The following is a 12,360-nucleotide window of genomic DNA, read 5'->3' as shown; positions in this document are numbered from 1 at the left end:
AAGCGACGGGGGCGGCACCTTCCGGGTGCCGCCCCCGACCGCTCGATCCCCGTCTCGGTCCTGGCTTCGGTCCCCGGCTCAGTCCTCGTCGTAGCGCGGGTCGATGGCGTCCGGTGAGAGCCCCAGCAGCTCGGCGACCTGCTCGATCAGGATCTCGTGCACCAGCGCCGCGCGGTCCTCCCGGGTCTTCGCCCGGATCTCCACCGGCCGCCGGTACACCACGATCTGGCTCTTGTGTCCCTGCTTGCCCGGCGAGACCCGCCCCAGCGGCACACCGTCCTCGGCGTCGGCGCCGTCCGGCTCGCGCAGCGGCACCTCCTGGACGGCGAACTCCACCTCGATCAGCTGCGGCCAACGCCGCTCCAACCGCTCCACCGACTCGCGCACGTAGTCGTCGAACAGTTCGGAGCGGGTGAGCGAGATCGGCACCTGCGGCGGCGCCAGCGGTCCGCGCAGCCCCCTGCCGTGCCGGTCGCGGTGCCGGGGGCGGCGCGCGGGGCCTGTCGATGACTGCGGTGCGGAGCTGTCCATATCACTGCCGAGAGTAGTCCTTGGACGGTCGGAAGTGGACCACTCCGACGGGGAATCGCCCGGGGCGGTCGATACGCGGCCCCGGCGCTCGGAGACGACACGGCACACCCTCCGGGCAGGCGGTCTTCGCTCCCCGGCGGGGAGTGCGGTACCGTCCACCCTCGTGAGCTCTGTACGTCGTTGTTCGCGGACCGCGTGCGGCCGGCCGGCCGTCGCGACGCTGACGTACGTCTACGCGGACTCCACCGCCGTCCTCGGCCCGCTCGCCACCTACGCCGAGCCGCACTGCTACGACCTGTGCGCCGAACACGCCGAGCGCCTCACCGCCCCGCGCGGCTGGGAGGTCGTCCGGCTCGCCGCCGAGGCCGGGCCGCTGCGCCGCAGCAGCGACGACCTGGAGGCCCTCGCCAACGCCGTGCGCGAGGCCGCCCGCCCGCAGACCCCCCGTCAGGGCCGCGCGCCCGAGGGCGAGTCCACCGAGGGCAGCCGCCGCGGCCACCTCCGGGTGCTGCGCTCGCCCGACAACTGACGCCTCTCCTGGCACGGGGCGTTCGTCCGGCCCGGGTACGCTGCCCGTCTACCGCCACCGCGCCCGTCGACCGGGCGGGCGGTGGCCCGACGTATCCCGACCGACCAGTACAGAGACCAGGGTGGAGCCGCAGTGCGCGACCTCAAGCAGCTCGTGAAGGCGTACGACGTCCGAGGCGTCGTCCCGGACCAGTGGGACGAGAGCCTGTCCCGGGCCTTCGGTGCCGCGTTCGTACAGGTCACCGGCGCGTCCGCGATCGTGGTCGGCCACGACATGCGCCCCTCCTCCCCGTCGCTCACCCTGGCCTTCGCCCAGGGCGCCGCGGCCTACGGCGCCGACGTGGTGCAGATCGGGCTCTGCTCGACCGACCAGCTCTACTACGCCAGCGGCAAGCTCGACCTGCCCGGCGCGATGTTCACCGCCAGCCACAACCCGGCCCAGTACAACGGCATCAAGCTGTGCCGGGCCGGCGCCGCCCCGGTCGGCCAGGACACCGGCCTGTCCGAGATCCGCGAGCTGGTCGAGTCCTGGACCGCCGAGGACGACACCGTCACCATCCCGGCCAGGGACGTGAAGCCCGGCGCGCTCTCCGAGCAGGAGACCCTGCGCGGCTACGCCGACCACCTGCTGGGCCTGGTCGACCTCACCGCGATCCGCCCGCTCAAGGTCGCCGTGGACGCGGGCAACGGCATGGGCGGCCACACCGTGCCCACCGTCTTCGACGGCCTGCCGATCGAGCTCGTCCCGATGTACTTCGAGCTGGACGGCACCTTCCCCAACCACGAGGCCAACCCGCTCGACCCGAAGAACCTGGTCGACCTGCAGGCCAAGGTCCGCGAGGTCGGCGCCGACGTGGGCCTGGCCTTCGACGGCGACGCCGACCGCTGCTTCGTCGTGGACGAGCGCGGCGAGCCGGTCTCCCCGTCCGCGATCACCGCCCTGGTCGCCGCCCGCGAGATCGCCCGCGCCCGGGCCGCCGGCGAGGCCGAGCCGACCGTCATCCACAACCTGATCACCTCCTGGACCGTCCCCGAGGTGGTCCGCGAGCTGGGCGCCAAGCCGGTGCGCACCCGGGTCGGCCACTCCTTCATCAAGCAGGAGATGGCCGTCACCGACGCCGTCTTCGGCGGCGAGCACTCCGCCCACTACTACTTCCGCGACTTCTGGCGCGCCGACACCGGCATGCTGGCCGCCCTGCACGTGCTCGCCGCGCTCGGCGGGCAGCCGGACACGCTGTCCGAGCTCACCGCCGAGTACGACCGCTACGCCGCCTCCGGCGAGATCAACAGCACCGTCGCCGACCAGGCCGCCAGCACTGCCGCCGTCCGCGCCGCCTACGTCGGCCTGGAGGGCACCACCGTCGACGAGCTGGACGGCCTGACCGTGGCCGGCCCCGACTGGTGGTTCAACCTGCGCGCCTCCAACACCGAGCCGCTGCTGCGCCTCAACGTCGAGGCCAAGGACCCGGCGAAGATGGCCGAGCTGCGCGACGGCGTGCTCGCCATCGTCCGCGGCTGAACGAGCGCCCGAGCGGACGCGCCTGAGCGGACGTGCCCGAGCGGACGCGCCTGACCTCAGCGCGTGGTGCCCCGGCCGGTAGGGTTGCCTATCGGCCGGGGCACCTCCGTGCCGTCACCGAACTATGGAGAGCCTCATGAAGCTCGAATCCTTCCTGCTGGAGATCCTGGTCTGCCCGCAGTGCCGGGCCGCGCTCACCGAGGGCGGCACCGAGGAGCAGCCCGAGCTGGTCTGCACCGGCGCGGACTGCGGCCTCGCGTACCCGGTCCGCGACGGCATTCCGGTCCTCCTGGTGGACGAGGCCCGCCGCCCGGCCTGATCCTTGGGGGCGAAGCCCCACCCCGCCAGCCGCCCAGGACCGCAGCCGGAGGCCAGCCGCATGCTCGACGACACCCTGCTCGACGACCCGGCCGCCCTCCTGCGCGCCGACCAGGACCGCGCCCTGCTGGCCCTGGCCGGCGCCGGCGCCCGGGTCCGCACCGCGCTGCGGCAGGCCGACACGGCCGGCCTCGACCGGCTGCGCCCGGACGGCCGACCGCGCGCCGTCCTGATCGCCGGACACGGCAGCGCGCTGACCGCCGCCGAGATGGTGGCCGTGCTGGCCGGCACCGCGAGCCTGGTCGTCCCGCTGCCGCCGACCGAGGCCACCGCCCCGCGCGCCGACCGGGCCGGCGCCCCGCCCGTCTTCACCGCCGGGCTCGGCTGGCAGCTGCCCGGCTGGGCCGGCCCGCTCGACCTGCTGGTGATCAGCTCCGCCGACGGCGGCGAGCAGGGCCTGATCGGCCTCGCCGAGCAGGCCTACGCGCGCGGCTGCGCGATCGTCGTGACCGCCCCGGCGGGCAGCCCGCTGGCCGGGGCCGCGCTGCAGGTGCGCGCGCTGCCGCTGCCGTACGTGACCTCGGTGCTGCCCGAGGACGGCCCGCCCGCCGCGGCCGCCGAGCCGGACCTGCCGGCCGAGGACCCGGCCGCGCTCTGGTCCCACCTCACCCCGCTGCTGGCGCTCGCCCAGAAGATCGGCCTCACCCAGCTGCCGTACGACGCGCTGCCCGGCGTCGCCGACCTGCTGGACGCCACCGCCGTCCGCTGCCGCCCCGACGCCGCCGCGTACACCAACCCGGCGAAGGGCCTGGCCGCGCGGCTGGCCGGGACGGTTCCGCTGCTGTGGGCCGAGGGCCCGATCGCCGGAGCGGCCGCCGCCCGCTTCGCGGCCCAGCTGGCCGACCGGGCCGGCCGCCCGGCCCTGGCCGGGGAGCTGCCGCAGGTGCTCACCGCCCACCGCGGCATGTTCACCGGGCAGTTGGGCGCGGGCGCGGACCCGGACGACTTCTTCCGCGACCGGGTCGACGAGCCGGACCCGCTGCACCTCCAGGTCCTGCTGCTGCGGCACGTCCCGGGCCCGGCCGGCGGGTCGCCGGAGGAGCAGGACGGACCGGCCGAGGTGCCGGAGGAGGACGCGGGCCCGCGCAGCTTCGGTGTGAGCCGGGCGCACCGGCTGGCCGCCGCGCACGACGTCCGGCTGACCGAGTACGCGAGCGCCCGGCCGGACGCCCTGCACGGGCTGGCCGACCTGGTCGCGCTGACCGATTTCGCCGCCGTCTACCTGGGCCTCGCCGCCGCGCAGTCCTGAGACGGTCGACCGGGCCGGGCCGCCGGGCCGGTACGGTAAGCGCTCGACGACGCTGACCGAGACCGACCCGTGAGGACCCCTGGCATGAGTACCGAAGGCGGCACCAAGGCACTGGTGGCGGCGCTGTCCGCCAATCTGGCGATCGCGGCGGCCAAGTTCACCGCCTTCGGCTTCACCGGCTCCTCCTCGATGCTGGCAGAGGGCGTGCACTCGGTGGCCGACTCCGGCAACCAGGTGCTGCTGCTGGTCGGCGGCAAGCGGGCGCGCCGGGTGGCGGACGAGGAGCACCCCTTCGGGTACGGCCGCGAGCGCTACGTGTACGGCTTCCTGGTGGCCATCGTGCTGTTCAGCGTCGGTGGCCTGTTCGCGATCTACGAGGGCTGGCACAAGGTCAACCACCCGGAGGCGCTGGACTCCTGGGGCTGGGCGGTCGGCGTGCTGGTCTTCGCCATAGCGATGGAGGGCTGGTCCTTCCTCACCGCGGTGCGCGAGTCGGCGAAGGTCAAGGGCGACCAAAGCTGGACGCAGTTCATCCGCACCGCCAAGGCGCCGGAGCTGCCGGTCGTGCTGCTGGAGGACGCCGGCGCGCTGATCGGCCTGGTGCTCGCGCTGTTCGGCGTCTCGCTCACCGTGATCACCGGGGACGGCGTCTGGGACGGCATCGGCTCCCTGTGCATCGGCCTCCTGCTGGTGGTGATCGCCGCGGTGCTCGCCCTGGAGACCAAGTCGCTGCTGCTCGGCGAATCCGCCGACAAGGAGTCGGTGCGGCGGATCCGCGAGGCGCTGGTGGACGGCCGCGCAGTCACCGGAGTGATCCACATGCGGACCCTGCACCTCGGCCCGGAGGAACTGCTGGTCGCCGCCAAGATCGCTGTCAACGCCGAGGACAGCGCCGCCCGGGTGGCGGCGGCGATCGACGCGGCGGAGGAGCGGGTCCGGGCCGCCGTCCCGATCGCCCGCGCGATCTACCTGGAGCCCGACGTCTACAGCGCCGAGAAGGCCGCGGCGGGCGAGGACCCGGCCGCCACGCCCGGCGGCCCGGGCCCGGAGGCCGCGCACTGACGGCCCTCGGGCCGTGCACTGACGGGACTCGGGGCGGGACGCGGGGCGGGACTCGGGGCCGCCGGGGACGGCCTGGGGCGAGGCTCGAGCTCCGGTCGGGTCGGGGACCGAAATCGGTCATCGACAGACGGCCGATGGGGCCATCGGTGTAGATTCGTCCCCAGAGCCAGAACGTCGCTGCTGATGGCGGTCGATCGGCGGTCCGCACCCGTAACGTGTGCGCCGGTCGAGGGAGAGAGGTCCTCCGACGGTTTGTGCTGCGCAGTAGGGAGCCGGTCCGCCACCGCGGGGATCCGGTGGCCCAGGCGTGGCCGTGCCCCCGTACGGCCTGCCGCGCGCGACACATGCCCGGACCTTTGGCCCCACCCCATCAGCGAGGAGCAGACGCATGTCGACCGACATCACCGGTGACTTCAAGGTCGCCGACCTTTCCCTGGCGCCGTTCGGCCGCAAGGAGATCCAGCTGGCCGAGCACGAGATGCCCGGTCTGATGGCGATCCGTGCCGAGTACGCCGAGTCGCAGCCGCTGGCCGGCGCCCGCATCACCGGCTCGCTGCACATGACGATCCAGACCGCCGTGCTGATCGAGACCCTGACGGCGCTCGGTGCCGAGGTCCGCTGGTGCTCCTGCAACATCTTCTCCACCCAGGACCACGCGGCCGCCGCCATCGCCGTCGGCCCGGAGGGCACCCCGGAGAACCCGCAGGGCGTGCCGGTCTTCGCCTGGAAGGGCGAGACCCTGGACGAGTACTGGTGGTGCACGGAGCAGGCGCTGACCTGGCCTGACGGCAAGACCCCGAACATGATCCTCGACGACGGCGGCGACGCCACCCTGCTGATCCACAAGGGCGTCGAGTTCGAGAAGGCCGGCGCCGCGCCGGACCCGTCCACCGCGGACAACGACGAGTTCCGGATCATCCTGGAGCTGCTCAACCGCACCCTCAAGGACACCCCGAACAAGTGGACCGAGGTCGCCGCCACCATCAAGGGCGTGACCGAGGAGACCACCACCGGTGTCCACCGCCTGTACGAGATGCACCGTGACGGCAACCTGCTGTTCCCGGCCATCAACGTCAACGACGCCGTCACCAAGTCGAAGTTCGACAACAAGTACGGCTGCCGCCACTCTCTGATCGACGGCATCAACCGCGCCACCGACGTGCTGATCGGCGGCAAGGTCGCCGTCGTCGCCGGCTACGGCGACGTGGGCAAGGGCTGCGCCGAGTCGCTGCGCGGCCAGGGCGCCCGCGTGATCATCACCGAGATCGACCCGATCTGCGCGCTGCAGGCGGCGATGGACGGCTACCAGGTCACCACCCTGGAGGACGTCGTCTCGATCGCGGACATCTTCATCACCACCACGGGCAACAAGGACATCATCCTTGCCTCGCACATGGAGAAGATGAAGCACCAGGCGATCGTCGGCAACATCGGCCACTTCGACAACGAGATCGACATCGCGGGCCTGGCCAAGCTCCCCGGCATCGTGAAGACCGAGGTCAAGCCGCAGGTCCACGAGTGGCGCTTCGCCGACGGCCACACCATCATCATGCTGTCCGAGGGCCGCCTGCTGAACCTGGGCAACGCGACCGGCCACCCGTCCTTCGTGATGTCCAACTCCTTCGCGAACCAGACGATCGCGCAGATCGAGCTGTTCACGAAGACCGAGCAGTACCCGATCGGCGTCTACGTGCTGCCGAAGCACCTGGACGAGAAGGTCGCCCGCCTGCACCTCGACGCGCTGGGCGTGAAGCTGACCACCCTGAGCCAGGAGCAGGCCGACTACATCGGCGTTCCGGTCGAGGGCCCGTACAAGCCGGAGCAGTACCGCTACTGATGCGGTGCCGCTGAGGTACGAACGCCGGTGGCCGGCACCCCCCACGCGGGGGTGCCGGCCACCGGCGCGTTCCGGTCCCGCTCGGCGCGTTCCGGTCGGCTCAGCGCATGACGTCGGTCGTCCAGGCGCTCGCGTCCGGGCCGAGGGCCTTGGTGTGGGCGAGCATCCACGGCAGTCCGCCGAGCTGCGCCAGCGAGGGCGGCAGCTCGGCCCCGGCTCCGACGCACACCTGCACCCCGTTGTCCGCGGAGCACGACTGCGGGTTCGGGCCGGTGTCCGGCGACCCGTTCTTCCCGGTCGGCGACGCCGGCGACCCGGGGGTGGACGGCTTCACGCTGAACCAGACATTCCTACCCTCCGCCTCCAGCATCAGCCACATGCTCCAGGGGACCTTGGCGTCCGCGTCCGGACGCGCCAGCCGGACGTTGGTGACCTTGAACGCCGTGGGCAGTCCGGTGATCCGGACCGGCAGCGGGACGTCCCACGTGCCGTACCGGACCCCGACGGCCACCTTGTGCAGGACCTCCCGCGTGATGTCCGCGGGCCGGCCGCCGGAGCCCGCGAGCTCCGCCCAGCGGCCCGAGGGCGTCAGCCACCGCAGGGTGTGCTGGTAGTCCGGCTGCGCGTCGGAGACCACCCAGTAGGCGGTCCGGCCGTCGACCGGCTCGGCCTCCTCCGTGCGGACCGCACTTCCGGGTGCCCCGGTCATCGGGGGACGGGACCCGGCCGGGTACTGCGAGAGCTGCAGCTGCGGAGCGTCCTCGCCCCGGCCGCTCGCCTGCAACTGGATTCCGTGGAAGGCGGTTTGGTACCCCACGCCGTTGTCACCGCCGGCCCACTCCGGCAGCCAGCCGAACCGGAGCTCGGGGGTCAGCGGGTCGGCCCCGGCCCGATCCGGTGCGGCGGTCGGGGACGGTGTGGCGGTCGGGGACGGCGCGAGCGTCGGGAGTGCGGTGGTGGCCACCGTGGGTGCGGCGGGCAGCACGGGGGCGGCGGTGCCGCTGCCCGGCAACAGGAGGGCGCCGCCGGCCACCACCGCGGCCGTCGCGCCCGCGACGGTGCCGATCACGGCCAGCCTGCGCCGGCGAAGCCGCGTCGCGCCCTCGGCCAGGGACCGGCCGGCGTCGAAGCCCGGAGGCGGTGCCGGTTCGTCGGCCAGGGCCGCCAGACGGTTGGCCAGGTCGTGCGGGTCGATGGTGCTCATGACATCCTCTCGGCGACGGCGGGACGGGCGGTGAGCCTGCCGCGCAGGGTGTCCAGGGCGCGGGAGCTCTGGCTCTTGACGTTGCCGGAGGAGCAGCCCAGGGCCTCGGCGGCCTGCTCGATCGACAGGTCGCAGTAGTAGCGCAGCACCACCGTGGCCCGTTGGCGGGGCGGGAGGGCGGCGAGGGCGCGGCGCAGGTCGAGGGCGGCGTCCAGGTCGACACCGCCGGCCGCCGCGTCCGGATCGGTCCCGGAACGGACGGTGCGGCGCCACCACGGGGAGCGCTGCTCGGCCAGGAAGGTGTTGACCAGTACCCGGCGCGCGTAGCCGTCCCGGTTCTCCATCCGCGCGGCTCTCGACCAGTTCACGTACAGCTTGGTGATCGTCTCCTGGACCAGGTCGTCGGCCCGGTGCCAGTCCCCGCACAGAAGATAGGCGACCTTCCGCAGCCAGCCGGTCCTGGAGGCCACGTACTCCGTGAACTCCTCGTCGCGCGTCTGCTTCGCCATCCGCACCCCCTCTCGTCGTGACGGCGGCACCGCTCCGGCGCCGTCCACCCCCCTAATGCGCGCACCACCGGAGAAGGTTGCACGCGACGTGCGCACGTAGGCTTTCGGGCATGCCCAACGGCCGCTACTCCCTCTCCGACACGCACGACCACGTCCTGCTCGGCGAGGAGCGCTTCAGCTGCGCTCCCGGGCCGGCCGGGTGGCGGTACGTCTCCAAGACCTACGCGCCGGACGGCCGGGTGATCGGCGGCGTCGACCTCACCCTGGACTCCCGGGCCCGGCCGCTGCGGATGGAACTGCGGGCCGGGGGCTGGCAGGTGCGCGGCGGCGCGGTGGACGGAGTCGCCTGGGTCCGGACCGACGCGGCCGACCCGGGCGGCGAGCACACGGTGGAGGGACACGACCGGGCGCACGCCTTCACCGGCCGCTCGCCGGGCTTCCTGGTCGCCACCGCCCGGCTGCTGCGGCTGCGGGAAGGGGCGAGCGCGCGGGTGCGGCTGGTGGCGTTCACCGAGCCGGTGCTGGCACCCCGCACCCTCGACCAGGGATGGCTGCTGGAGGGCGTCGACACCCACGAGACGGACTCGGGGCCGCTGCTCGTCGAGCGGTACCAGGTCGCGGACCTGGAGACGGGGGAGCAGCAGGTCGTGCACCTGGCGGGGGACGTGGTGCTGTCGGCGGACGGGGTCGAGCTGGAGGAACTGGAGTCTCCGCCGAACGCCTGGCGGGTGGGGGACGAGGAGTAGGGGCCCGCCGGGTTCGGGTGTTTGCCCCCTTGGGGTCCTCGTAGCGGGGTCCTCGTCGGGCGTCAGAACGCCTGAGGCCTCAGGAGGGCGGGGCGAAGCCGGTGCCGGCGGCGGGCTTGTCGAAGGACGGGGCCGGCTGGGCCGCCGGTGCGAGAGGTGCGACCGGTGCGACCGGTCCGGCCGGGGTGGGTGCGGTCGGTACGGGCGCCGTCGGGATGCCGAGGACCCGGAGGGGGCGTCCGTCGGCCGTGCCGGGCACCGGGCCGGAGGCCGGGCGGGGCACGGGCAGCTGCACGGGTATCGGCGCGGCCGCCCACAGCTGCTGCTGGGCGCGCAGCCACTCCCGCCGCTGGCGTTCGGTGAGCACCGCGCCCAGGTACGCCGCCGGGTGCAGCCCCGGGGGCACCGGGTGGCCGATCCGGTCGGACAGGTCGTCGGCCAGCCGGGCGGTCATCCGGCTCATCACCGCCGGGTCCAACTGGCCGATCCGGCCGAGCAGTTGGCGGACAGCGAGCCAGAGCGGCTCCGGAACCGCGGAGAAGTCCATCGCGACCAGCTCGTGGCCCATCGTCTGCAGCAGGTGCGGGTGCACCGGCGGCAGCGGGGTGGCGGAGCCGCCCGCCCCCGGGGTGCGCTCACGCACGACCACCGTCCCGGCGAAGATGTCGCCGAGCCGCTTGCCCTCCGAGTGCACCGCCGAGGTGATCACGGCCGGGGAGCCGGTGAGCGCGATCAGCTCGAAGAAACCGACCAGCCCGCGCACCAGCGAGTGCCGGAACCGCACCGGGCCGCCGTCGGTGCGCACCACCCGCAGGCCGAGTGCGGCCTTGCCGAGCGAGCGTCCGTGGCTGAAGGTCTCGACCATCACCGGGACAGCGACCAGGAAGAACACCATCAGGCCGATCATGACGGCCGCCAGCGCCGCGCTGTCGATGTCGACCAGCACGACGCCCAGCAGCAGCGTGACCACCAGCAGGGCGGCGAACTCCACGAGCAGGTCGAGCACGATCGCCAATGCCCGGCTCGGAAGCTTCGCCGTCTGCAGGCCGAGGACGACCGCCTCACCCGTCACCAGGTCGCTCAAGACACCTGTCCGTTCACGTTCTTGGAGCCCGTACGGCTCGCCCATGGGGATCCGGGACCGCCGGGGGCGGCAGCGCCGGGGAGGGAATCGGCCCGGATCGGCCCCCCAGGCTCCGCCCGCCGCAGTCTGATCCGCAGCCGCAAACATACGGGGCCCGGTGGGCGCACGGGAAGTGAGATCCCGGAGGCCGCGACCCGGGCCCCTGCTGGCATGCTGGGCCGCACCTGTCCGTACGTGCCTGCCCGCCGCGTACCCGCCCGCCCGCGCACGCACGTCCGCGCCCACCGCCGATCATGGAGCCGCCGAATGGACCTGGACGTCTTCGTCGCCACCCACCAGGGGGAGTGGGCCCGGCTGGACGCCCTCGCACGCCGGCGCCGGCTCAGCGGAGAGGAGGCCGACGAACTGGTCACCCTCTACCAGCGCACCACCGGCCACCTCGCCAAGGTCCAGGCCGCCGCGCCCGACCCGGTGCTGCTGAGCCGCCTGACCAGCCTGGTCTCACGTTCCCGCAGCGCGGTGACCGGCTCCCGGACCAACGGCTGGCAGGACGTCGCCCGCTACTACTCGGTGAGCTTCCCGGCCGCGCTCTACCGCGCGCGCCGCTGGTGGGTGCCGGTCGCGATCGTCTCGCTGCTCGCCACCGCCGTGCTCGCGTGGTGGGTGGCCACCCACCCGGAGGTCCGCAACAGCCTCGTCGCCCCCGACCGCCTGCGGGAGCTGACCCGCCCCGGCGGACAGTACGAGGCCTACTACTCGGACCGGCCGGCCAGCTCCTTCGCCGCGCAGGTCTGGACGAACAACGCCTGGATCGCCGTGCAGTGCCTGCTCTACGGGATCGCGCTGGGCATTCCGGTGCTCTACGTGATGTGGGGCAACGTCGTGAACCTCGCCATCGGGGTCGGGCTGATGGCCTCCGCCGGACGCCTCGACGTCTTCCTCGGTCTGCTCATCCCGCACGGCCTGCTGGAGCTGACCGCGGTCTTCGTGGCCGGCGGCCTCGGCCTGCGCCTCGGCTGGACCGTCATCGCCCCCGGTCCGCGCACGCGTGCGGTGGCCCTGGCGGAACAGGGCCGCTCGATCATCGGAATGGCGATGGGGCTGACGACGGTGCTGGCGGTCTCCGGCATCCTCGAAGCCTTCGTGACCCCGTCCGGCCTGCCCACCTGGGCGCGCATCGCCATCGGTGCGCTGGCAGAGCTGGCCTTCCTTCTGTACGCCCTCGTGCTGGGCCGGAAGGCCGCGGAAGGCGGAGAATCCGGTGATGTGGACGCGGCCGACCGGGCGGACCTGCAGCCCGTCGCGGCCTGAGGCGATGTGATCAGCACTCCTCTGACCTGCTAGTCTTCTCTCATCCCGGCCAAACCATTGACGTGGTGAGGGTGGGCTAGTAGGTTTGAACGGTTGGGACTGACTGGACAACGGTCGGGCCCGGGCGTTAGTGTCTACGACACCGCCGAATCGAGGCGAGCGCGTTTCACGAAATGCGCGCCCTCCGACGAAGCAAATCCCACGAACTGAGCACACCGAAAGCTTTGATAAGCTTCGGAGCGAAGTTTGCAGGAAATCCCGCCAGCGGGAATCGGATGAATGAAACTCCGGAAAACGGAGCGGAAAGCATCTGATAAGCTGGGAACACGAAAGAACGAAGCCCGGAGGGTCCGCTGGAAGGCGGTCCGAAGGAAGCGTCCGTTCCTTGAGAACTCAACAGCG

General features: G+C 73.0%; 13 protein-coding genes. 8 read left to right on the top strand and 5 right to left on the bottom strand.

The genetic code is table 11. From position 1 onward, the window contains the following. Positions 1-78: 78 nt before the first annotated feature. The gene (locus ACZ51D_RS40245) at positions 79-531 is read right to left on the bottom strand and encodes a metallopeptidase family protein (RefSeq protein ID WP_360507960.1); all 453 of its coding nucleotides are present in this window, start codon (positions 529-531) and stop codon (positions 79-81) included. Between the two features lie 163 nt (positions 532-694). Between ACZ51D_RS40245 and ACZ51D_RS40240 the strand changes: the two genes are divergently transcribed. The 6 genes from ACZ51D_RS40240 to ahcY all read left to right on the top strand — a co-directional run bounded on the left by ACZ51D_RS40240 (position 695) and on the right by ahcY (position 7,104). After that, the gene (locus ACZ51D_RS40240) at positions 695-1,060 is read left to right on the top strand and encodes a DUF3499 domain-containing protein (protein WP_350520082.1); all 366 of its coding nucleotides are present in this window, start codon (positions 695-697) and stop codon (positions 1,058-1,060) included. 132 nt (positions 1,061-1,192) lie between these two features. Further along, on the top strand, positions 1,193-2,578 hold the full coding sequence (locus ACZ51D_RS40235) for a phosphomannomutase/phosphoglucomutase (RefSeq protein WP_465665253.1): 1,386 nt from the start codon (positions 1,193-1,195) through the stop codon (positions 2,576-2,578). Between the two features lie 136 nt (positions 2,579-2,714). Beyond that, on the top strand, positions 2,715-2,897 hold the full coding sequence (locus ACZ51D_RS40230; RefSeq protein ID WP_280686052.1) for a Trm112 family protein: 183 nt from the start codon (positions 2,715-2,717) through the stop codon (positions 2,895-2,897). 60 nt (positions 2,898-2,957) lie between these two features. Next, entirely contained in the window at positions 2,958-4,205 is a 1,248-nt protein-coding gene (locus tag ACZ51D_RS40225; protein WP_465625922.1) for an SIS domain-containing protein, read from the top strand. A gap of 84 nt (positions 4,206-4,289) precedes the next feature. Then, complete coding sequence (locus tag ACZ51D_RS40220; RefSeq protein WP_360507969.1) at positions 4,290-5,267, top strand: cation diffusion facilitator family transporter; 978 nt, start codon at positions 4,290-4,292, stop codon at positions 5,265-5,267. A gap of 388 nt (positions 5,268-5,655) precedes the next feature. Beyond that, positions 5,656-7,104: an adenosylhomocysteinase gene (gene ahcY / locus ACZ51D_RS40215; RefSeq protein WP_360507972.1), complete on the top strand. Its 1,449-nt coding sequence runs from the start codon at positions 5,656-5,658 to the stop codon at positions 7,102-7,104. 100 nt (positions 7,105-7,204) lie between these two features. Here the strand turns inward: ahcY and ACZ51D_RS40210 are convergent, their stop codons facing one another. Beyond that, positions 7,205-8,308 (bottom strand): hypothetical protein, encoded by a 1,104-nt coding sequence (locus ACZ51D_RS40210; RefSeq protein ID WP_465625919.1) that lies wholly within the window; start codon positions 8,306-8,308, stop codon positions 7,205-7,207. Continuing rightward, on the bottom strand, positions 8,305-8,817 hold the full coding sequence (locus ACZ51D_RS40205) for a SigE family RNA polymerase sigma factor (RefSeq protein WP_465625917.1): 513 nt from the start codon (positions 8,815-8,817) through the stop codon (positions 8,305-8,307). The genes ACZ51D_RS40210 and ACZ51D_RS40205 overlap by 4 nt, the downstream gene beginning before the upstream one ends. Before the next feature lie 110 nt (positions 8,818-8,927). Between ACZ51D_RS40205 and ACZ51D_RS40200 the strand changes: the two genes are divergently transcribed. Continuing rightward, positions 8,928-9,563, top strand: a complete 636-nt coding sequence (locus ACZ51D_RS40200) for a hypothetical protein (protein WP_465625915.1) — start codon at positions 8,928-8,930, stop codon at positions 9,561-9,563. A gap of 79 nt (positions 9,564-9,642) precedes the next feature. On the opposite strand, the gene ACZ51D_RS40195 is transcribed toward ACZ51D_RS40200, so the two are convergent. After that, on the bottom strand, positions 9,643-10,647 hold the full coding sequence (locus ACZ51D_RS40195; RefSeq protein ID WP_465665251.1) for an RDD family protein: 1,005 nt from the start codon (positions 10,645-10,647) through the stop codon (positions 9,643-9,645). 306 nt (positions 10,648-10,953) lie between these two features. Between ACZ51D_RS40195 and ACZ51D_RS40190 the strand changes: the two genes are divergently transcribed. Next, entirely contained in the window at positions 10,954-11,958 is a 1,005-nt protein-coding gene (locus ACZ51D_RS40190; protein ID WP_465665249.1) for a stage II sporulation protein M, read from the top strand. A 166-nt stretch (positions 11,959-12,124) separates the two neighbouring features. Here ACZ51D_RS40190 and ACZ51D_RS40185 read toward each other — a convergent pair. Then, the coding region (locus tag ACZ51D_RS40185) for a hypothetical protein (protein WP_465665247.1) at positions 12,125-12,360 on the bottom strand (236 nt) is incomplete at its 5' end.

The sequence above is a fragment of the Kitasatospora sp. NPDC033851 genome (assembly GCF_055576085.1).
The sequence above is the reverse complement of the archived record's forward strand: the minus strand, read 5'-3'. Positions and strand labels throughout refer to the sequence as shown.